This window comes from Novipirellula rosea, from assembly GCF_039541335.1.
Taxonomy (GTDB): Bacteria; Planctomycetota; Planctomycetia; order Pirellulales; family Pirellulaceae; genus Novipirellula; species Novipirellula rosea.
In genome coordinates, this window is the sequence record NZ_BAABGA010000080.1 from 1 (window position 1) to 21,942 (window position 21,942).

The following is a 21,942-nucleotide window of genomic DNA, read 5'->3' on the forward strand; positions in this document are numbered from 1 at the left end:
ACGGTAATACACGACAATCAAGCCACAGCGATACCCTTACAGCCCTGGGCTTCCAGCCTGTTTGTACCCCACAACTCATGTCGAGCGAATTGTCGCCTTATCCCTATCGGGATAAGCTCGTAAAAGTTGTGGGGTATAAAAAGGCTTCCAGCCTGTCATCGGCATCGATCCGCAGCAGCCCGGAGGGCGACACAGGGTCGCGCAGTTGTGCCGGCCTCCGGGCTAACGCGGCTGTTGACCTCGACAAACCGTGGCCTGACGACCACGGCAGTGAGTGTGTCGCCCGCTGGGCGACATCCCCGTTACAATGCTGTGGATGAAAACACAACGACAAATCGTAATGGGCATCTCGCTTGACGCTGCGGGGCAGGCGACGATTGATCCTTCGCTCCATGATGTCTTGTTCGACCTTGCCCTGAACCTCGAATCGCCCACCGACTTGCCGGTTGATATCGAACACGTCGTGGCCGCGATCGTGATCGCGGCGCGACACAGCCAACTCAGTGCAGGCCACGTCCTCACCGCAGACGATGCCGAACTAATTGAGATTTTGACGCCGCATGTGAAGTCGGTTTTCAAGCTCTACGGCGGTCGCGTGGGGCGGGACGACTAAGAACCCGATGGTGGTGAACGTGTTTTGTCGCTGATCGCGGAGCGATCAGCGACAATGGATCATTCAAAAAAGCTTGGTCGCGATGCCGGTCGAGTCGACGGACCAGGGGGTCCAGAGGATGATCGGGTCGGTGACTTTTAGGTCGCTTTTGCGTGGCGCGACGACGGTGGTATCGAGCTGCAAATTCTTGACGTCAAACTTTTCGCTCAGCACCGCGATCTCTTCTTGTAGCTCTTCGTCCAACTCTGTCATCTCCAATGCCAACTCGCGAGCGGTTTCTTCGGCGCGAGTGACGTCGGCCCGCTGTTGTGCCGCTCGACCCACGCCTCGCGCGGCCGTGGACATTTTCGAAACGTTCGTCCGACTTGCTACCTTGTTACCAAGGAACGCGCCTAAGATGGAGGCTCCGAAGGATAACACCGTCGACAATTTTGCTTGCGAGTACTGCTCTTCTTCCACTGCGATTCGGTCGTTGGCTGCTTTTAACCGTTTGTCCAACGCTTTCATCTTTGTCGCAAACTTGTCGCGAAGTTTCTCCGTTTCTAAATCCCGTTGCTCCCGCGCCGCTTGTTGAAAAAACGCTCTCGCCTGTCCTTCATCGAGTCCCCCGGGAGCGTAGCTGCCGATCAGCGGACTTTTGTAAAGCGTCATCGCGTAATGCCGATACAGAAAATCTTTGAACTGCTTTTCGTAGCTCTTGAATTTCTTGGCGTTTCGCAATTCGTTGGGCAGGTCACTGAACACGTACGCTTCGTCCGCTTGATCCGAAAGCTCGGCGTCATCAGGAATTGGCTCGCTCGCTTGCCACAATTCGTCGGGGACTCCGCTGCCACATCGCACGATCAGTTTCAGATCTTGCCACGAGTCGAGATCGGCCGATGCGCGGACGTGGTGCAGTGTGCCTTCGGCATAAACGGCCGGTCGATAAACCAGACGACTGCCTTCGAGTGCGGACTCGGTGGCGACAAGAAACTTTTCCTTCACACCGCTGGGGACAACGGGTCGTGTCGGAGTCGAAGACGTATCGTCGAGTGATTCCGTTTTTGCTTCTTCGCGTTTGTCTTGCAGTTTCTTTTTGCGGTCCGCCATCAAGCGGCCGATTTGGTCTCGGGCCAGCGGCCCGGCCAAAAACGACAGTGCCCAGCGAGTTTGGAAGGTGCTCGGGGCGTCATCGTGGACATTGTTCATCAGGAAGACGCGATTGCCGAGTGCCGCGAGTTTCTGTTCCATCGCCGCACGATCGAACGGTTGACCGGATTGGGCTGCGGAGCCCTCAAGTCCCTCCAACACCCGAGCCTTGTCACGTTCGGTTTGCAGTCGCCCAAGAAACCACGTGCCAATATTCGAGAGTCCTTTGTAGTCCAGGTCGACTGGGTTTTGTGTCGCCAAAGTGATGCCAAGACCGAAGGCGCGTGCTTGTTTCAGCAGCGTTAACATCGGTGGTTTCGATGGCGGATTGGAAACCGGCGGAAAGTAGCCGGCGACTTCGTCCATGTAAAACATCGCTCGCAGCGAACTGGTCCCGCTCTGAGTTCGCATCCACGCGAGCAGTTCGTTCAGCAGGATGGTGACGAAGAACATCCGTTCGCTGTCGGTCAGGTGAGCGATCGACAGGATTGTTAATCGCGGTTTGCCCTCGTCGGTGTACAGCAATTTGGAAATTGATAGTGGTTCCCCCTCGAGCCACGTCGAAAACGCCGGCGACGCGAGCAAATTGTTCAGCTGCATCGCCAATTTGGCACGATCCGAGGATGGCATGAACGAGTCCAAATCGAGCACACCGACGCGTTGGATCGGTGGTGATTGGATCAATCCGATCAGATCGCCGATTTTGACGTTTTTGCCCTCACGCCAACACACGTCCAGGATCGATGAGATCAGGATGTGTTCGCGCGACAGCAGTGGATCGGCATTGATTCCCATTAATGTCAATAGTCCGGATGCCGAACCGGTGATCCGTTCACGCATTGCATCGGAGTCGTTCAGCAGTTCCGGCGGCGGTGCATCGAAGCTTTTCAGCACCGTCATCGGGATGCCCGCGTTGCTGCCGGGCGTGTAGATGGCAATGTCGACGCTGTCACGAAACTTGGCGATCCGCTCGCCATCTTGTCCCCAACTGGCTAGTCCCTTTCGCCACGTTTTTGCCTTGTCAGTCGCCAATTCGTCGAGCGTCATTGCTTTGCGAGTCGCTTCGCCGGAATCCAACCACGGTTTGAAATCTTCGGGCTGCAGTTCGGGAAAGGTCAGCAACAGATTTCCCAAGTCTCCTTTGGGGTCCACGCAAATTGCGGGAATGCCGTCGATCGCGGCCTCTTCCAGCAGCGAAAGACACAAGCCCGTTTTGCCGCTGCCGGTCATCCCCACGCACATCGCGTGCGTGCAAAGATCTTTGGCGTCGTACATCAACAAGTCATCGCTGAGTTTGCCATTGGGTAGATCGTAATGGCGGCCGAGATAAAACGAGGCCAGTTTCTCGAAAACATCGGGAGAGGGAGATGACATGGCAAGCGTGATGTCCAACGAGTAAGAAAATAAGCGGATGACAAGAACTCGATTGATCGCGACCTGAATCGAGTTGGCAAAAGATTGAGGGAGGGGGCGGCGGATAAGTCGCGTGGCTACCCATTGCTAAATCTTACCCGAAAAAGGGATGGTCGCGGACGACGCTCGGGCGCGCTATGATACCGACCTTCGACTTGCACGCCCTTTTATCTTCTGCCTCCTTTTTGACGACACCGCCATGCTTGATTTGTTCGACAAGATTGAAGACGCTTGTAAAAAAATCCGAAGTGAGTTTTCTAAAACGCCGAAGGTCGGTATCATCCTGGGCACGGGGCTCGGCGGACTTGCCGAACAGATCGAAGTCGAAGCCTCATTCGAATACGGGGACATTCCCCATTTTCCGACTTCGACGGCGACGAGCCATCGAGGACGCTTGGTATGCGGGCAATTAGCTGGCGTACCAGTCGTGGCCATGGAGGGCCGTTTTCATCAATATGAAGGCTACCCTCTGAAGCAAATCACGCTTCCGGTCCGCGTCTTCAAAGCACTTGGTGCCGAGTTGCTTGTCGTCAGCAATGCGTGTGGCGGTTTGAATCCTTATTTTTCAAACGGCGACATCATGGTCATCGAAGATCAAATCAATTTGATGGGCGACAACCCTCTTATTGGTGTCAACGATGATCGATTGGGGCCTCGCTTTCCCGATATGTGCGAACCGTACGATCAACAATGGATTGATCGTACGATGGAATTGGCTCGTCGCGAATCGATTCCGATTCATAAAGGTGTTTTTGTCGCCGTGACCGGGCCGAATCTCGAAACACGTGCCGAGTATCGTTTCCTGAGAATGATTGGTGCCGATGTTGTCGGGATGAGTACGGTTCCTGAAACCATCGTCGCGGTGCACTGTGGTTTGAAAGTGGTTGGGCTGAGTGTGATTACGGACATGTGTTTGCCTGACGCGCTCAAACCAGCCGATGTGAACGAGATCATTGCGACGGCGAACGCTGCGGCACCGAAGTTGGAAACATTGGTTCGCGGGATCGTCAGCGAAGCCGGCTAAATCCGTATCGCTTAGTGCAGTGAGCGTTGATCGCTTGGGATGTGAAGTAAACGGTTCACGAATTTCCTGTAGTGGATCTTGCTAACGATCCCGTGTGAAGGATCTTTAGCAAGATCCACTACGTGCACATATTTACTTCGCGTCACTCGCGATCAAAACGGACAAGTCGCGGGTTGGTCGACGTCCGGCATGATTTTTAGGGGCAACAGGATGCGGCAAAATCTTTCCATGGATGAACTCTCGAGCGCGAACCGGTATCTCGATCACGTCGAGCAGGCTACTGAGTTTCTGCGTGCCCGTTCGGACCTTGTCCCTACCGTCGCGATCATTCTGGGCAGTGGGCTTGGTGGGTTGGCCGAAAAGATCCAACAGCCGATTGCAGTTCCTTTTCCTGACATTCCTGGGTTTGCTGCTTCGACGGCGTCGGGGCATCGAGGCCAGTTGATTTTCGGAGAATTGGAACAGACCCGCGTGGTCGCCATGGCCGGTCGTTTTCATCGCTACGAGGGATGGAGCCGAGCGGAGGTCTCGTTTCCTGTGCATGTGATGGCCCGACTCGGTGCGACGCAGTTGGTGGTCAGCAATGCGGCGGGAGGAGTGAACCCAAAGCTGAAAGTCGGCGACATCGTGGTGATTCGTGATCACCTTGACTTTATGCGTGGCCGTTTTCAGGCTGCAAATTCGGCTTCATCAAATTGGAATGTCGGAGATGAAGTTTCCGGTTTTTCACCGCTGCGTCATGGCGATGTTTATGACCCGGATTTGTCCGCGATCGCGATGCAGGCGTCTAGGGAAAGTAACTTCGCCGCTTACGAGGGAACTTATTTGGCGACGCTTGGCCCGAATTACGAGACGCGGGCCGAGTACCGAATGATGCGGCGAATCGGGGCGGATGTGGCTGGAATGAGCACCGTTCCCGAGGTTTTAGCCGCCGCGAACTTGGGAATGCGAACGTTGGGGTTGTCGATGGTCAGCAACGTGGCCAACCCCGATTCGGCGATCGCTGCAAGTCATGACGAAGTTCTTGCTGCAGGCCGCGCCGCAGAAGCTAAAATGGAGGCGATCGTCCGCGCGGTATTACGAAATACATGCTCGCACTAGACAGGTTTGCCCGCTTCCAATGTAGGCCAGTCCAAGTAAAAGCATTGCTCATGCGGAACTTTGCTTGTATTCCGTTCGTAGTTGTAGCGGAACTCGTCAAGACTTTCGTTGTCTATGCCAAACGATCCGAAACTCTTGACGAGTTCCGCTACCCGAATATCGAGATGTAAGCCGCCCACGAGCCGCGTTTCCCCACAATCAAAAACAGAGTCATTGTTTTATGTCTGCCGATGAAGCTGGATCATCGCTAAGCGGTGCACTGCCGCCGCCGACGCATCAATTTTCGATGCAATCGATGAGTGACGCCGAATTGATCGCGGCGATTCACGCGGTGCCGACGTTCACGGATCCCAATGTGCTTGCTCAGATCAAAATTGATGGAGCCAACGGCCAGCATGCGGCGCTGATGCGGCTGAATCATCCCGTGCGTATTCAGATCGAAGGATCGCTGGGGGATTATGCGTATGCCTACAACGCCGAAACCGACATTCGCCAAACCGGAAACGTCGGCCACGGCGTGGGCGAGGGGATGCGAAGTGGAGCGGTGCGGATTCGTGGCAACGCGGGCGTCGGCGCCGGCGCGGCAATGACCGGGGGAACGTTGGCGATCTATGGTGACGCGGGCGACCGCTGTGGTGCGGGGATGCGGTCCGGAGGCATCTTTGTTCGCGGCGACGTCGGTCATGAAGTTGGTGTGGGGGCGATCGGCGGCATGATCGTGATCGGGGGCGATGCAGGTCGGAATTTAGGGGATGCAATGAACAACGTTTCGGTCTTTATTCGTGGCAGCGCCGAAAGCTTGGCCGACGGGGTAACCGAGGCTCCGCTGCGTAAACGTGAGATGTTGCGGTTGGGGTTGTTGCTGATCAATGCATCGATCCGCGGAGATGCGAAAGAGTTTCGTCGCGTGGTTCCCGAAGCGATGCTTCGCGCCGAAGAGGCACGGCGCGGCGAAGTCGCACCAAATTGGCGCTAGAGTCTTTTTTAGAAGACTGGTAGCGGAAGTCGTCAAGGCTTTCGATCAAGCGTTATCGCGGCCGAATTTCACATGCGAATTCGGCTACGACTTAGTCAGCAAGGATCGCTCACTCGCGGTTTACAAATCAATTCTTCGTAGGCTTCATCAACACAGTTAGGTTTGTCAGAACGGAACGCCCATCATGCAATTGAATCACCGACTCGCGCCGCTGCACTTGTTGCCGCCACCGGTCTTTACCCCCTGGACCGGATCGCTGGTGGATTCACATCGAGGCACGATCTCGCGAAAACATGGCGACGACATCCCATTGCCCTTGCCGCTGTTTTGGTACGATCCGCCGTGGTACCAAATCACGATGGAGCAGGCTGACAACTTGGCTGTGGCGGTCGGTGAGCTCGATATCTTAGTCACCGCGATGAACAGTGATCTGTCGGGACCGCGAACCGAATCGATGTTTCATGCCGGTCGCATGGTCGAACCTGAGGATTCCGACAACTCACCACCGCATCGTCGTTACCGCAGAATCGTTCCCTATCGATCGGAACGGTATGGGTTAACCGTGACCGATTTTGATGCTGCCGATGTGGTGGATCTGCGTTTGATGATGGCTCGTGATGTCTCGGGACGGTTCGCGTATTCGCCGGCTCAGATCCAACGCTGGGAAGCCGCTCCGTCGACGTCGCCGATCGCCGGTGGTGGTTGGGTGCCGGCCGCCACATTTCCACCGGACGTGGCGTCGATGCAGCACTTGAAATCCAAGATTGACCAAATTCGTCGACTGTCCGAATCCGCTGCGGTCTTCGTTTCGATGGGGCCGTACCGGATGGGGGACGAATTGCCAAAATTGCTCGCCGCCCAGCCCGATGGGCTGATCCTGCGGTTGGACGAAATCCAACTCGAAGGACTCGAATTGGCGGCCATCACCCGGCGTGCACGCCAAATGATGAACGCCGAGAAATGTTCCGAGATGCCACTTTGGGTGGTGCCCGGAGCAATCACGCCCGATGATGCCGTCAAGCTCGTCGCCCTCGGAGCGTCCGCGGTTGCGATTGATGATTGGTGCAACAATCTGATCATGCAGACGCGAGATTCACAAACGGCAAGCACGGCGGCGACGAAACCGGATGCCGCACACAAATACGATCCGCGCTGGGGTGATTTCGTCAAGGATCATTTGGGTGAGTTGACGGACCGCTTCTTGGGGCTGTTTGAATCGCTGCAAAGCGTCAGCGAAAATGAACGACTCGGCAGCTTTAGCGGCACGTGGGCAAAAGTGCTGGGCGTTGAGGGGTTGCGCTAGAACGCATCACTGTCCGCATCGCTGGGCATCCGCCAATCGCCGCGGGGCGACAAACTAACCGATCCCACTTTGGGGCCGTCCGGAACACAGTTGCGTTTGAATTGATTCTTGAAAAAGCGATCAAAGAATGTATCAAGCGTGGCATCGATGTCGGCGTCGGAATGCGGTTGATCGAATTTTGCGTGTCGTGCCAAAAATCGAATGCGTTCACGATCGCAGCCGTAACGAACAAAATGATACAGAAAGAAATCATGCAATTCGTAGGCGCCAATTGACGCTTCGGTTTCTTGTCGTATCGTGCCGTCAGCCGCCGGCGGCATTAATTCAGGTGAAATGGGGGTGTCGGCAATCCGGTGCAGCAATTCGGACACATCGTCCTTGAAGTAATGATCGGCTGCGTAGCGAACCAGGAATCGGACCAGCGTTTTGGGGATCGATGTGTTCACGTTGTACATCGACATATGATCGGCGTTGTAGGTGGACCAACCGAGCGCTTGTTCGCTCATGTCGCCGGTGCCTAGCACAAAGCCTCGGTTCATTAGCAGCATCGTGCGAATTCGAGCCTGCACGTTTTCAAATTTTAAATCTACGGTGTCCGGTGAGACATCAAGAAACGATTTTTGAAGCGATTCCGGCGTGGTGTCACGATCGATCTTGATGCCCAGCGGACTGTGATCGAGGGCACGGAACGTATCGAGACATAGTTGGCGAATGTCGATTGTTTCACCCGTGATTTCCGTTAGCTCAATCAAACGGTCCGCACTGGTTTTAGTGTGCTCGGTCGTCCCGTAACCGGGCATCGTGATCCCGCAGATATTGCGGCGAGGCAACGCCATCGCGTCACAAGCTCGCAGTGCGACTAGTAGCGCCAGAGTGCTGTCCAGGCCGCCAGAGATGCCGATCGTCAACGTGGTTGTTTTGGAAAGTCGTGACAATCGCTTGCACAGGCCGGCTGATTGGATGGCAAAGATCTCTTCGCAGCGTGCTTCGAGTTCGCTGAACGCTTTGGGCACAAACGGATGCGCATCGACGTTTCGAACAAGGTCAGGGATGCGGGGCAGCGGGTCGGTATCATCCTGTTCGATTTCGATCCAGCGATAGGCTGTCGACAGCGATTGTTTGCCGTCATCAAACGATCCGGTCACGCGGCGATCGTGAGTCAGTTTGGCCAGATCAACGTCAACGGTGACCACGGTTTCGCTTTCGTGCGTGGCATCGGATTGGTCCGTGATCGTGCGTGCTTCGTCCAGGATCGCTCCGTTTTCCGCGATCAAACAGTGGCCACCAAAAACCAGATCGGAACTTGATTCTCCGGGGCCGGCCGAGGTGTAGGCGTAGGCGGCGATACAGCGGCCCGATTGGCTGCGGATCAAATCACGTCGCCACTGGGCCTTGCCGATCGTCTCGTTGCTGGCCGAAAGATTCACCAGCACGTTAGCACCCGCCAACGCGGCATGGCTGGACGGAGGAATCGGAGTCCAGAGGTCTTCGCAGATGTCAATTCCGATCTTGGCTTCGCCTTGTTGGAACAACAAATCGGTTCCAAAGGGAATCATGCTGCCATGTAGTTCGAGCCATTGAGGGTCGCTCGAGGATGCGGCGCGAAAGTGTCGGCCTTCGTAAAATTCACGATACGTGGGCAGAAACGTTTTTGGCACAATGCCCTCGATTTGACCGTTGCAAAGCACCGCAGCTGCATTCATCAGCGAATCGTCAATCGCGATCGGCAGTCCCACGATCACCGTTTGATTGGGCCGCTGGCGTGTCGATGCGACCAAGGTCTCCAGGGCGTCGAGCGTCGCTGACTGCAGCGAATCGGTCGCGAATAGATCGCCACAGGTGTATCCGGTCAGTCCCAATTCAGGAAACACGATCAAATCTGAATCACAGGGATCCATCAACCGCATCATCGCGGCAGCGTTGGCGGCAGGATTAGCGACGGAGATCACTGGGGATGCGACCGTGATCCGAAAGAAACCGTGAGCAGACAAATCGAAAGGCCTTTAAAGATGGAAGATCGGCTCGTTGGGGAGTCACTCGATTTTAATCGCCAACTGCCCCGGAAATAATGGGGAGTGTGCGGGTGAGGATGATTTCCGGTAAAGTCGTCATGGATCCTTATCAATATCGCTGATCGCTCTGCGATCTTGCGCCGCGAATGGACCGCAGCGCGACCAACGACGTTCCCCCCACTGATGATTTTTGCATGCCTCAGCCCGTGATTCCCCAGGAATTGTTTCGTTTCCTGCGTGAACTGCAATCCAACAACCATCGTGATTGGTTCAACGAAAACAAGCTTCGTTATCAAACGGAGGTGCGAGATCCCGCAGTGGAATTGGTGCGGCAGCTCGATAAACCACTGGCTCGGTCGGCACCGATGCTAGCGGCGATCCCCAAATCACACGGCGGATCGGTGATGCGTATCTATCGTGATACCCGATTTAGCAAAGACAAGACGCCCTACAAAACCAATGTCGGTATCTCGCTGCGACATCAAGCGAACACGAATATCCATGCACCCGGCGCCTACATTCATTTTGCCCCTGACGAGTGTTTTATCGGCATGGGCAGCTGGCGACCGGAGCGGAACGTGTTATCGGCCATTCGCCAAGCGATCGACGCAAATCCCAAAGCGTGGGTGACGTGCGTGATCAAAAAGCGTTTCGCCAGCACTTTGAATTTACCGGTGAGAGGTTAAAGACAACGCCTCGCGAATACGACAAAACGCATCCGATGATCGATGATTTGCGAAGGATCGATTTCATCGCAGTCGCGCCGCTGAGCGAAGCGGAAGTGACCAGTGCCGAAATCGTCAAGATCTTGATCGATCGCGTGCGTGCCGCACGGCCGCTGATGCGATTTCTGTGTGATGCAATTGATGTACCCTACTAACATTTTCAGTCAGGGACAAACATGAAGGAACAAGACAATCTCAATCGCGAGCGGTGGTGCCAATCGGTGGTGCTGGCGATCTTGATTGTCTTGGGAACGTTAGTCATTGGCATTCTGTATCCTTCGTCTGATTCCTCGCCGCCAGTATCAATGTTGGTTTGGATTTCGATTCACAGCTGGATCGCTTTGCAAACATTGGTCTTAATCACCCCTGGTTTTTGGGCCGCGTGGCTGCTGCGGTCTCGATTGCCACGCTTATGGGTTGGCATTGGTTTCGGATGGATGATCATTGTTCCGGCTGGCATGCTGTTTGATGCGATTGCATTCCGCTGGATTTCGGACCGTTTTCTTTCCGCGAAAATTCTGCGAGTCGCAACCGACTTGCGTGGCAGTTTGCTTGCTCATGCCCAGTGGAAATCGGTCGCTCCGACGCTGCTGTGGTGCATGGGGTTTGCTGTGGTAGCGATCGCTGTGCTTTGGGTTTCCAAACCCGTCGCTCGAATCTGCATGCGGCATCGGATGGTCGCGAAGTGGGGGGTGAATATCGCAGGTGTTTGCGTTTGCTTGTTCTCGCTTCTGGCACTCGCAGATTGGCAAACCACGGCGAATCAAATGCGAAGCGATTCAACGCGGCATCCTTGGGTTGTGTTCCGAATCATCGACTTAGACGATGCGACGGCGTCTGAAATCAATTCGCGGCTCGCTGCGGTCTCGTTTGTGATTCCAAAGGAGGGCATCGAGCAGCGGAAAGTCCAGCAGCGGTTGGCGGGACTGGATTGGGATTCGCTCGCTGCACGTGACGAGCCGTTTCCGGATGTGGTCGTGGTGGTGCTCGAGTCGTTTCGTCACGAGATGGTGGACGCCGAGATCATGCCCAATTTGTCTCGGCTGGCCAGTGAAGGGATTCATTGCCGCCATCATTTTTCGGGAGCCAACGCATCGAATTTTGGGATGTTTAGCCTGCTCAATGGATTGGAGGCGATTTGGTTTGAAGAACCGGTCCGTTACAGCCCGCTGATGAATCGTTTGTTTCACCAGGCCGGTTACGAATTGGGACTGTTCGCCAGCCATGATGATTGGCGATTATTCGTGATGGATGGTTTTCTAAACGAACAGCAATTTGATGTCTTTCAGTGTGAACCGAAGGGTTGGAGCGAAGTGGACAAGCGGACCGTTTTGCGTGCGACCGCGTTTTTGAATCGCACAAACTTGGGGGACAAAGAATCGCGGTCACCGCGATTGGCCGTGGTTTATCTTTACACCACCCATGCCGACTATCGCAGCGATCCTGCGGACGCGGTGTTTCAACCAGCGGCGGATGATTCGTTTCCCATTCCGTATTTGCCCGCGCAACGCGATGCGGTTTGGAACCGTTACAAAAATTGTGCACACACCGTCGATCGATTGATTCGCCCGCTGTTGGACCGCAACCGAGTGGTGGTCGTAACGGGCGATCACGGCGAAGCATTTTTGGAAGATGGCACGTGTGGTCATGGAACAAAACTAAGCCGCTATCAAACGATGACACCGGCGATTGTTTATGCTCCCGGCATCAAGCCCGAGCGAATGGATCAGCCAACGATGCACGCTGATTTGCTACCAACCCTGGTCGCATTGGCGGATCTGCCGATGATCGATCTCGGTGTGTTTGATGGCAATCCAATTGCGAGCAAAAGGGAGTTGAACAAATCTGATTTGAAAGAGCGAGTTTTTATGATTCGCGATTACTTAAGCGACGAAGCTTTGTTTGTGGGACCTTGGACCACGTCGACTGAGTCTGAAGGGATGTTTGGAATCGGGTGTCGAGTGTCGCTTGGCGACAATCGCGTTCGCATCACCACCGCGATCAGCGAATCGGGTGACACGATGACCGATTTCTCGGAATCCCAGAGCACGTCGAATAAAAAAATTAATTCGCAAATCCAGCAGGAATGGTTAAAGAAACGGTTCAATCGAGGCTGAAAATCTTTGGCGACGTCGCCATTCTGACTTATTCGTCTTTCTCTGAAACCTTTGCTTCGCCTAGACTGCCCGCGTCGACTCGTCGGTTTGCAAACGCCCAGTGGCAATGACTGTCATCAATGATTGCAAGCGAAAACGACGAAGCGATCGATCACGGAGTCGAAACTAGTACGGATGCTACGGGAGTGCAGCGGCATGGAAGCCGGATTTTTATTGCGACGTTTCGTAATCGTGGCGGTTGGTTTTGCAGCAACCTTTGGGATTGCTAGCTCATCAAACGCGGCGAACTTTCGGACTCAAAACTTCTTGATCCAAGCTCCGGATGCTCATTTGGCGCAGGCCGTGGGTGAAGCAGCCGAGCGCTATCGCAACGACTTGGCGACTTACTGGCTCGGGGCTCCATTGCCCCCATGGCCCGTCCCCTGTCCGGTTCGTGTCGTCTCGGGGCCGCGTCTCGCAGCCCAAGGGGTGACAACCTACAACCGTTCGCCGGTTCGTGATTTCCAAATGGAAGTCGTCGGAACGCCAGAGCGAATTCTTGACAGCGTCCTGCCTCACGAAGTCACCCATACGATTCTTGCCACGCACTTCGGTCGTCCGCTGCCACGTTGGGCGGACGAAGGAATCTGTACGACGGTCGAGCATGACTCGGAGCGTCAAAAGCACGAAGCTAAACTGCGAGAGTTCTTGGGAACTCGCCGCGGTATCGCGATGAACAAGTTGTTCCTGTTGACGGAATATCCAAGCGACGTGTTGCCGATGTACGCCCAAGGCTACTCGGTGTGCCGCTTTTTGATCGAGCAAGACAGCCCACAAACGTTCATCAAATTTTTGCATGATTACATGCAGCATCCGTCATGGACCGCAAATATTCGCAAACATTACGGCTACGAATCGCTGGCCGAGCTGCAAGACTACTGGCTCGCCTGGGTCGCCGCAGGTAGCGGCCCGGTAGAAAAATTTGCCAAACGCGACCTGAATAACCGAGGCCCCAATAATCTGGGCCCCAATTCTGGTGGGTCGAACATCGATGTCGCTGCTAACAATGTTTCCGGCAATAACGCGACTGGCAACAATGTCGCAATCAATTCGCCGTCAAATTCACGAGCACCGGCAAACTCCCCAGCCGGCAGGTTTACTAGTCCTGGCGGCGTTCGTCTCGCTCAACTCGAAACGCCTTCCCAGTCCGTATCGCCCGCGACCGCACTGGCCAGTACACAGCCGAGCGGTTGGTACGAGCGCCGCAAATTAGAGGGCGAGGGGCAAGTCCGCCCGGTTCAGAGCAGTCAACCTGCGGCGACCAACGTCGCCGGTTCGATGGCATCGGATCGTTTACTACCCCCCTCGGTTCGCGACAGCAGCCCCTATTCGGCGGCTCAACCGCAGCCGGAACAGTCGTTTTCAAGAAACGGAATCGCACTGCGTCCGATGGCTCCCGCCGCTGCTGGGCCGGTTTCCAGCTATCCCGGTGGCTCGGACATTCGCCAGCCGCCGCGGTCACTTTTGCGGTAGTCAAATCGCGGTCAAGTATTCCTGAAAAACCGGTCGATACGAAGGTTTTTGGGGATGACTACCAAAACAACGGCAAACATGCTATTTTCTCACGCTCAATAGAACTCTGTGAGAGAATTCTCCGTCAATATTACGCTTTCCTCGATTGCATCGATTCATGGCTAAACCACATCACAAGCTGAAAAAAGCTAACCACGGACAACGTCCGGCTAACGCAAAAGCTCGTAAAGCAAAGCGTCGTAAAGTTAAAACCTAATCTACCGCTGCCCGCACAACTAACGGAGCAGTTCGTGGCTAAAAGCGATCTTATCGTCGATTTGGCACTGTTGGACCTCGAAAATCCGATTGCGGATATCGAGGACATTCGCAAGCTAAATCCGCAACGTTTCGAGATGGAACATCTGACCGGTATCCTCTACGAGGACACCGAACGCTTGGTGTGCGCCGGTTATAAAGATGTCACCGAAGACGAATTTTGGGTGCGTGGCCATATGCCAGGCATGCCGATCATGCCCGGAGTGATCCAGCTCGAAGCGGTCGCTCAACTGTCAAGCTACTTTACCCAGCGACACGACTTGCTCGGTGCCGCGATGGTCGGCTTCGGCGGTCTAGACGAGGCTCGCTTTCGCGGCGTTGTCACCCCCGGCGACAAGCTGATTCTGCTGATCGAGCTGCAAAAAGCACGTCGCGGACGTATGATCGTCGCCAAATTCCAAGGCGTCGTCGACGGAAACCTTGTTGTCGATGGCATCCTGCGAGGCATTCCGATTCCGATCGATTCGGTCAAAAAGCATCTCGCGTCACGCCAATCACAGTAACGGTCGCCGCGTTTCGTGCCTTTGGGGTTTCGTGCCTTTGGGGACGTGACCGCCATCGCACTGTCGTCGCTCGTGAATTCACGCGGGTGCTAGGTTACGCAGATACCGGTTCAGACAGATACCGGTTCAGACACGAGACTGCTCGGTCAATTGCCGAACCATCTCTGCCGCGTCATTAGTCTGCTGAAAGATTGCGCGTTGGCATTCTGACCAACCGTTTCTCGCTGCGATCTCTTTGACATAGCCCAGTTCACTTTCGCAGCCCAGGTCGACTGCAACGTCGCGTAGTTCATCGACCAATCGGCAAGCGATTGTGACAACAGGTTCGACGCGATAGTCACGCGTGTTGACCAAGCTTGCGGAGCTGCCGAAACGAGCCGCTCGCCATTTGTTTTGACGAACCATCATCGGATGGCAATCGAATTGGTAGGTTCCCTCGTCAATCTCGTCACTCAGATGCTTGACTAAACATTGGATCAGCGCTGCCAACCCACACACCGAATCAATGTCGCCGGGCATGTCGCAGACACGGACTTCGACCGTGCCAAAATTGTGATGCGGCCGCACATCCCACCAAATCTCGCGAATCGTGTTGATAAATCCGGTTTCGACCATGTGGTTGACCAACCAAACATACTCGCTCCAGTTCCGCATCAGCGTCGGCAATCCGGCTGTGGGCAATCCTTCCATCAATTTTGACCGATGCGAGTGCAATCCGGTGTCGCGTGTTTGCCAATAGGGACTGCTTGTCGATAGCGCCAACAACAACGGCAAGTATTGCATGATGCGGTCGCAGATCATCACCGCTTTGTCGCCGCTGTCCACGCCGACATGAACGTGCAGTCCAAAGGTGATCATTCGGCGTGCGAGCTCTTGTAACAATTCGAGCAAGTTCATGTACCGCTCGGTCGGCGTGACCTGTTGATTCTCCCAGCGGCTGAAGGGATGAGTGGATCCCCACCACAATCGCATGTCCATCGAATCAGCGGCACTTTGCACTTGCCGGATTTTGCCTAGCAGGTCCTCCCGGACCTCTCGCACATCGCCGCACACTCCGCTGATCACCTCGACGCAACACTGCATCAATTCGGGTTTGATCGTCGTGTGTAGCTCCTCGGGGATTCGTTTGAGCAGCGTTTCACAACCGTTGACAAGTTCCATCGTGTTGCCATCACAGAGTCCCATTTCGATTTCGACGCCGAGAGTATGGGTCGGGTTCGAGTTAAAGTTTAACTTGGCCATGGGCGTCGTCTCCGCGAGAATCGTTACGAGGAACGGGGGATAAGCGTTTGCGGTGCCAATGCGAATTGGGCAGCGCAGCGCCATTTTCGCTATGAGTTTTCTGTGGGAATCGGGGTGCGCTGCGGGTCGAAGTAAGCGATCACCGAAGCGGCGAAAAGTTTGGCACCGACCATGATCGCTTGCTCATCGATGTCAAAAGCAGGAGTGTGTAGCGGAGCATGACCGACTTGATCGCCTGCGACGCCAAGGCGAAACATCGCTCCGGGGATCTGTTTCAAGTAATACGAAAAGTCTTCGCTGCCCATACTCGGTTCGTCGATCCATTCGATTGCACCAGCGGTGAAGGCTGCGGTGGCGGTATCGGTCAATAAGTCGACCAGTGAGTCGTCGTTGATCACCGCGGGGGCTGAAAAACCAAGCTCCATTTTGACTTTGCAGTTGTTTTCAATTTCCGTTGCTCGGCAGACATCTTCGAGTGTTTCCAAGGCGATGCGCCGCGAATGAGCGTCCAGCGAACGTAGCGAACCCGATAACGCAGCGGAATCGGGAATCACATTGGTGCTATGTCCGGCGTGCAGTTCGCCAACGGAAAACACGACGGTTTGGTGAGCGTTAACAGTGCGTCCAAGCCGACGAAATGCGGATTGCACCCAGTGCGTGATCGCATCGATTGGGTCGTTCGTCAGATGCGGACGGGCGCCGTGACCACCGTTGCCTGTGATCGTGACATGAATCGCATCACAAGCAGCGGTCAATGTGCCGTGACGCAGTCCGATGCAGCCCACCGATCGTGTTGGATCGACGTGCAAGGCCAAGATCGCATCGATATCTCGCAGTGCATGATGGTGAATCATGTACCTCGCCCCCGTCGCTAATTCTTCGGATGGCTGTAAGATCGCACGCACCGCGATCGGCCAGGGCAAACGATTTGCTTTGTGCATCGCCGTCAAAATTTGCATTGCGGCGACGACCACCGTCGCATGGACATCGTGCCCACACGCGTGCATCACTCCGTCACAAGTGCTGCGATAATCAACCGCCTTGGAATCGCTGATCGGTAATGCATCAATATCACCTCGAATCGCAATCCAGCGATTGGGATCGTGTTTGAATGTCACCAAATCCGCAGTCAAGCCGCGTTTATCAACCGGGATATGAGTCGGCAATCCAAGTTTGGTGAAGGCGCAAGTCAAATACTCGGTCGTTTGATACTCGGAATCCGAGAGTTCCGGGTTTTGATGTAAGTAGCGACGCATCGAAACCCAGTCTGCATGCAGGGGTTCTGCGACCTCGATCAGTTGCGGTAGCCAGGTTTGTGAGTCAGTCATAGCAGTGGGTAGAGCAATTGGGATGCCAGTTCGTGCTGATTTATGAGCAAGATAGCCGGGAAGCCTATCCCACACGTTTTCTACGGGATGACCGACACGTCTGCCGTCATCACATGCGACTCGCCCGGTTTCAGTGTCCTGCGATAAGAGCCCACATTAGCGGTTTCGATACAGGCCATCGATGTCCATTCGTCGTTGCCAAAATCGGCCATCGCGGCACTCTTGTTGATCCAGGGGTTCCAGATGACGGTGCACTGCGAATTAGATTTCGAGACTTGCATCGACCGTGCCATCGCAGGGTCACGCAAGATGCAGGTCGAGGTGGTGTCAAGGTAAACGCGGTCGCATTCGCCGCTAAATTGGATCGATTCGTCGGTCGCTGATTTTTCTTTCATGCCGTCGACCTTGTCGATGTAGGCGGCCGACTCGAGACCCTCGATCACCACTTGATGGATGTCTTTGACGGCGAGGTAGGTGTGAAGTGCTTCCTCGAAGGACGCCGCCTCGCTTGCTTGGTCCGACAGCTTCACCGCCAGCGACATGCCGAGCGAACGACCAAACGTGACGGTATACGTCAATTCGAAATCGTCGATCGTGATGCTGAACGCCAGCTGGACATCACCGTCCTCGTTGTTTTCAGCGGCAATCAAATTCCACGTCCGAATACGCGCATAACCGTGTCCCGGAGCACTCGGGTCGGATGCTTTGGGGCCAAACCAAGGAAAGCAAATGGGGACGCCGCCGCGAATCGCCTTGCCTTTGGCGAATGCCGATTTTTGGCTCATCCACAGCACGGGTGATTCGCCACAGGGCTGAAAGTGAGTGATGTGAGCACCGTGCAAATAGATCTCGCCATCGCAGCGGTCGGTGTGAACGACCACTTTGACAAGCCCGCCATTTCCCTCGGCAAAACTGACTCCGGCGAGGGAGAATTGAGACGACAATTGGTCAACGCTGGTTTGCATGCTGAATGCCAAAGAAACGAGTTAGAAACGCTAGGCCGAACGTAGCGAAAACTCGTCAAGAGTTTCGGCTCGGTGGCGGAGTTCCCAAAGCAGACCTTCGGTAAGTCCTTCCGCATTTCAGTGTACCCGCTGAATCGCAACACCGTGTACCTTCGTCGTCGATTCCTCTACTGGACCGGCACGGCAATCAACCAATTGATCGTTGTATTGCCGCCGCCGGCGGGTGTGCCAAGTGTCAGCGTGAGGCGGCCATCGGTGACGTCGACGTCGGTCATTGTCTCGTGAAAGACGCCGAGGGAAGTGGCGACGTCCTCTGCGACCACGATGTCCTCAATCTGCAAATGTTGTCCGGACTGTTCATGTCCCGCGTCGCCCAAGCAAACAAATGCCCTCCATTTTCCGTTGTCAACTTCACACTCCCAGACGTCTTGGGTGCGTGTGAATACAAATCCGTCCCGCAAAGGTCCGAGGTCGGTTCCACGCAATCGCGTGTTGCTGCTCAAATCCTTCCGCCAACCGAACCCTGCTTTTGCAGAGAATTTTCCACCCACGTCGTTGATGAACGGCTCAGCGACGGAGCCTGCTGCTGATGAAAAGTTGATCGCGACGGTTTTGGCTGGATACGCAGAAAGCTGCGGAGGAATGCCATCGTGTTCCGGCGATCGCTGCCAAGAAACCGTCCCTTGCGTGAAGGGTAGGGGGTCTTCGGAATCGAGTATCCCATCATCGTCGGCATCCCATTCGTTTTTACGGATCGGATTGGGAATGGGGTGTGATTTCAATTGATTCCACAACGAGATGGCGACGTCGCGGCGTGTGGTAGTGGTGTCGATTCCAAGTTGCGTTACGGGATAGCCAGCGTGGATGAGGGCGTCCGTGACCCGCTCGGTCCATGAAACGGTTGCGATTTGGTCGGGCTGAAACGCCGTGTCGGTGGGGCCGAGGCCGAGCAGTCGACGCAGTGCAAGCTGTTGGATCGCGACAAAGCCTTCGTCATTGGGATCAATATCTGAAAACGGCCAAATGGCCAACGGCACTCCGCCGGCGGGTTCCAAAAGTCCTTCCCAGATTTCGGCAAGTTGATCGGGGCGGAGGTAAATCGCAGCCGGGGCAACGTGGTTGCGCAAACTGACTGCTGCCACCGCGCCACTAGCTTGGCCTGCGTGAATCGATTGATCATGCAGCCGGCATGACGAGCCAACGATACTGGTGTAACCCAAGTTTTTTTGGGCACCGAGCAGTCCCTGGATTCGCTCGGGTACCAGAGCACGTAGAGGAAAGACGGCGCGTCCAGTGCCACCGCGACCAAAGCGGCGGTTGCCTCGAAAGGTGGCTTCCCACGGCCCCGTGTTGTCGTCGCCACTGACCCAAGTACGCTGAGTCGGGTGGAAATCCTTTTCAAATTGCCACGAGAAAACCGCATCGGGGAACATCGTGGTCGCATAGTTTGGGTAGCCACCAAATCCATCGACCTCCTGTTCACGGATAATGTGCCGAGCAACAAGCCTGAGGCTCTCGCGGACGTACGGTTTCGGAGGCAATTGGTCGGCCGTTCCAAATTCGTCGCTCAGCGCCATCCGGCGGAATTTTGGAAAGTTCGTTTGTAGATGGTAGTAGTAACGAAGCGTGTGACGTTTGGCATCCTCGAATACAATCTCGCGTTGCGCCGGCGTCATTGCAACGAGTGTTTTCTTTGAAACGCCGGCTTCGCTCTGTTCGAGTTCACGCAACACGCCGGCTGGCAGTGAGTCGAGCGGATAGTCGATTTGCGGTGAATTGATCAGCAGCACATCCGCGTGGTCAAACTCGGTGAAGCCTTTGCCGTCGACTAATCGCCGCGTCGTGTAGGCAAATTCTTCATCGATCCAGCCCCACGTCCCGGTAAAGTAACGAGGGTCGTACGTTGTCGGCTTGGGAAACAGTGACTCTTGGGGCTGTTCGACAAGGATCATGCAGTAGGTGATCGGTGCCAAATCTGTTGTCGGTTGATTCGTTTCGGGGGCGCTAGGTTCACCCCATTCCGCTTTCGCATCAATGCCACAATCCCAGCTTGCACCGGATGCTTTGATGACGTCGCCCCAGTCGCTGGCGTCGATCGTCATGCGGGCACGAACGATCAGCTTGTTTGGTTTCGTGGCTGCATCCGTCGCCACGAACTCAACTCCGCGAACGTTATCGCCATCGACGATGGCACTCGAAACACGGTAGCGTGAGTAGCGCTGGATTTGCTCCGATTGCTCATACGGGGCAAGCAAGTTGCGAAATACAGACTCCGAAACCACGGGACGTGCCGTCGTGATCACGCGAGTGTTTCCGGGACGCTTGATGCCGCCATAAAGTTGGGCGTTTTTAGTTTCGATCGCGTCGATCACTTCACGAAAAATGCCTGATCGAGGGATAGGTACCGTGCCGTTGTACTGATGAGCACGGTTTTCATCGATCGCACCGAGTCCCTCGGCGCTGAATTGACCACCGAGCCAATCGATGTCATTGACCAGCACGATTTTCTGCACTCCCATACGGGCAGCCTGAACCGCCGCGGCACAGCCGGATTCAGTGCCTCCGACGACCAGCAAATCCGCCTCGACCACGGCTGGCTCCGTTGCATCAGCGTGATGGATCGCAGCGAATGCCGCCAGCAGCAGCAGCCAAGACGTTAACCGCGCCGTGCATGTTCGCTGCAGACCACTCATGCTGAATTTACCTGCTTTTGCGTGATACTTATCTCATAGATCAGGGACAGTAGATCAGGGACAGAGCATATCATAACAGGGACAGAGCATCGTGTTGGGGTAGACGCGGCTCGCGACAATGAGCGGTCCCCACGGATCCAGTGCCATCTTGCGTGTCTACTGCATCAAAACGGCCCCGATCTCGGGCTGTTTCGCCAAAACCGGGCATAATTGCCGCCGAGCGGGCGCAGCTTTTTTATCGGCGACTCTTTGCCACGCTCGACAGCCAAAAAGATAGGATGCTCGCAAGCTAATCCACTCGCGTAAGCAGCTCCCTCGCCCGTCGCCGCAAATGATAGCGGCGGTGAGTACAGTGGCTTCGCAGCGGATCAACGCACTCAGGGCGTCCCGCAACCGTGCAAAACAACCGGCCAAAATCACTGACCAGTTCGCACCATGTCTTCGAGTCCAACCCCAGTCGCTTGAGCACTGGTGGTACTTCTGCAGGCGTACGTCCGCACTTGCCCGGTGCGATCTGGCGAGCAGTCCAATCGAGCGTTTCCAGGTAATCTTCGAGCGACATTGGCAGAAAACCTTTGTCGCTGCAACGTTTTCCCGATCTGCTCACGCACGGACCTATCTCGCCGGACCGTTCATCGATCGAAATCGGAGCCAAGAAGCTGTCACGCAGGTTTGTTACCGGAATGCCATCGTCTCGATCGGTGGTGATTGACTCAATTCGCCGCTGAACGGAAGTGTGATCGCTCTGCTCGAGCGTTTCGGCCATCGCAGCCCGAATCGGATTCAGGTCAACATAGGCCGCACAGGCCAACAGCGACGCTTCGTCGACAATCCGAGTTGCATGGAAGCGATCTTGGAAAAAATGGCCCGATTCCTCGTCCTCTTGGTTTGCCCGCATCGCGACCCGTTGACAAAGCAGTCGCATCCACCAACTGATACTGCTGAGTCGTTTGCGGATTTCGCCACACTTGA

Annotated in this window: 18 protein-coding genes; 11 read left to right on the top strand and 7 right to left on the bottom strand. The window is 55.2% G+C overall.

Annotation, left to right across the window (positions count from 1 at the left end; genetic code table 11):
• Nucleotides 1-316 precede the first annotated feature (316 nt).
• Complete coding sequence (locus tag ABD971_RS26840; protein ID WP_339946501.1) at nt 317-613, top strand: hypothetical protein; 297 nt, start codon at nt 317-319, stop codon at nt 611-613.
• Between the two features lie 63 nt (nt 614-676).
• Here ABD971_RS26840 and ABD971_RS26845 read toward each other — a convergent pair whose 3' ends face one another.
• Nucleotides 677-3,115, bottom strand: a complete 2,439-nt coding sequence (locus tag ABD971_RS26845; RefSeq protein WP_345326924.1) for an ATP-binding protein — start codon at nt 3,113-3,115, stop codon at nt 677-679.
• A 238-nt stretch (nt 3,116-3,353) separates the two neighbouring features.
• On the opposite strand from ABD971_RS26845, the gene ABD971_RS26850 reads away from it, so the two are divergent.
• The 4 genes from ABD971_RS26850 (at nt 3,354) to ABD971_RS26865 (ending at nt 7,558) form a co-directional block, all read left to right on the top strand.
• On the top strand, nt 3,354-4,178 hold the full coding sequence (locus ABD971_RS26850) for a purine-nucleoside phosphorylase (RefSeq protein WP_345326925.1): 825 nt from the start codon (nt 3,354-3,356) through the stop codon (nt 4,176-4,178).
• A 228-nt stretch (nt 4,179-4,406) separates the two neighbouring features.
• Nucleotides 4,407-5,279 carry a purine-nucleoside phosphorylase gene (locus ABD971_RS26855; RefSeq protein WP_345326926.1) on the top strand — a complete coding sequence of 291 codons (873 nt, stop codon included), beginning with the start codon at nt 4,407-4,409 and terminating at the stop codon, nt 5,277-5,279.
• Nucleotides 5,280-5,499: 220 nt separating this feature from the next.
• A complete protein-coding gene (locus ABD971_RS26860) occupies nt 5,500-6,255 on the top strand; it encodes a tributyrin esterase (RefSeq protein ID WP_339946497.1) in 756 nt (251 codons plus the stop codon).
• A gap of 184 nt (nt 6,256-6,439) precedes the next feature.
• Nucleotides 6,440-7,558: a beta/alpha barrel domain-containing protein gene (locus ABD971_RS26865; protein ID WP_345326927.1), complete on the top strand. Its 1,119-nt coding sequence runs from the start codon at nt 6,440-6,442 to the stop codon at nt 7,556-7,558.
• Here the strand turns inward: ABD971_RS26865 and ABD971_RS26870 are convergent.
• Nucleotides 7,555-9,549 (bottom strand): NAD(+) synthase, encoded by a 1,995-nt coding sequence (locus ABD971_RS26870; RefSeq protein WP_339946495.1) that lies wholly within the window; start codon nt 9,547-9,549, stop codon nt 7,555-7,557. The two genes, ABD971_RS26865 and ABD971_RS26870, sit on opposite strands and share 4 nt — an antisense overlap.
• A gap of 215 nt (nt 9,550-9,764) precedes the next feature.
• Between ABD971_RS26870 and ABD971_RS26875 the strand changes: the two genes are divergently transcribed.
• From ABD971_RS26875 to ABD971_RS26890, 6 genes are all read left to right on the top strand, one after another.
• On the top strand, nt 9,765-10,256 hold the full coding sequence (locus tag ABD971_RS26875; RefSeq protein ID WP_486348651.1) for a TIGR02453 family protein: 492 nt from the start codon (nt 9,765-9,767) through the stop codon (nt 10,254-10,256).
• A gap of 35 nt (nt 10,257-10,291) precedes the next feature.
• Nucleotides 10,292-10,450, top strand: a complete 159-nt coding sequence (locus ABD971_RS36195) for a hypothetical protein (RefSeq protein WP_486348652.1) — start codon at nt 10,292-10,294, stop codon at nt 10,448-10,450.
• Between the two features lie 21 nt (nt 10,451-10,471).
• Nucleotides 10,472-12,412: a sulfatase-like hydrolase/transferase gene (locus ABD971_RS26880; RefSeq protein ID WP_345326928.1), complete on the top strand. Its 1,941-nt coding sequence runs from the start codon at nt 10,472-10,474 to the stop codon at nt 12,410-12,412.
• A gap of 195 nt (nt 12,413-12,607) precedes the next feature.
• Nucleotides 12,608-13,924 carry a hypothetical protein gene (locus tag ABD971_RS26885; protein ID WP_345326929.1) on the top strand — a complete coding sequence of 439 codons (1,317 nt, stop codon included), beginning with the start codon at nt 12,608-12,610 and terminating at the stop codon, nt 13,922-13,924.
• A 157-nt stretch (nt 13,925-14,081) separates the two neighbouring features.
• A complete protein-coding gene (locus ABD971_RS36125; protein WP_372717856.1) occupies nt 14,082-14,180 on the top strand; it encodes a 50S ribosomal protein bL37 in 99 nt (32 codons plus the stop codon).
• 34 nt (nt 14,181-14,214) lie between these two features.
• Entirely contained in the window at nt 14,215-14,742 is a 528-nt protein-coding gene (locus tag ABD971_RS26890; RefSeq protein ID WP_339946491.1) for a 3-hydroxyacyl-ACP dehydratase FabZ family protein, read from the top strand.
• Nucleotides 14,743-14,868: 126 nt separating this feature from the next.
• On the opposite strand, the gene ABD971_RS26895 is transcribed toward ABD971_RS26890, so the two are convergent.
• From ABD971_RS26895 to ABD971_RS26915, 5 genes are all read right to left on the bottom strand, one after another.
• Nucleotides 14,869-15,984, bottom strand: coding sequence for a carboxylate-amine ligase (locus ABD971_RS26895; RefSeq protein ID WP_339946490.1), 1,116 nt, complete (start codon nt 15,982-15,984; stop codon nt 14,869-14,871).
• Nucleotides 15,985-16,073: 89 nt separating this feature from the next.
• The gene (locus ABD971_RS26900; protein WP_339946489.1) at nt 16,074-17,312 is read right to left on the bottom strand and encodes a M20 metallopeptidase family protein; all 1,239 of its coding nucleotides are present in this window, start codon (nt 17,310-17,312) and stop codon (nt 16,074-16,076) included.
• A gap of 80 nt (nt 17,313-17,392) precedes the next feature.
• Complete coding sequence (locus ABD971_RS26905) at nt 17,393-18,277, bottom strand: D-hexose-6-phosphate mutarotase (RefSeq protein ID WP_345326930.1); 885 nt, start codon at nt 18,275-18,277, stop codon at nt 17,393-17,395.
• 167 nt (nt 18,278-18,444) lie between these two features.
• Nucleotides 18,445-20,970: an FAD-dependent oxidoreductase gene (locus tag ABD971_RS26910; RefSeq protein WP_345326931.1), complete on the bottom strand. Its 2,526-nt coding sequence runs from the start codon at nt 20,968-20,970 to the stop codon at nt 18,445-18,447.
• A 289-nt stretch (nt 20,971-21,259) separates the two neighbouring features.
• A partial coding sequence (locus ABD971_RS26915) for a hypothetical protein (RefSeq protein ID WP_345326932.1) occupies nt 21,260-21,942 on the bottom strand: 683 nt, incomplete at its 5' end.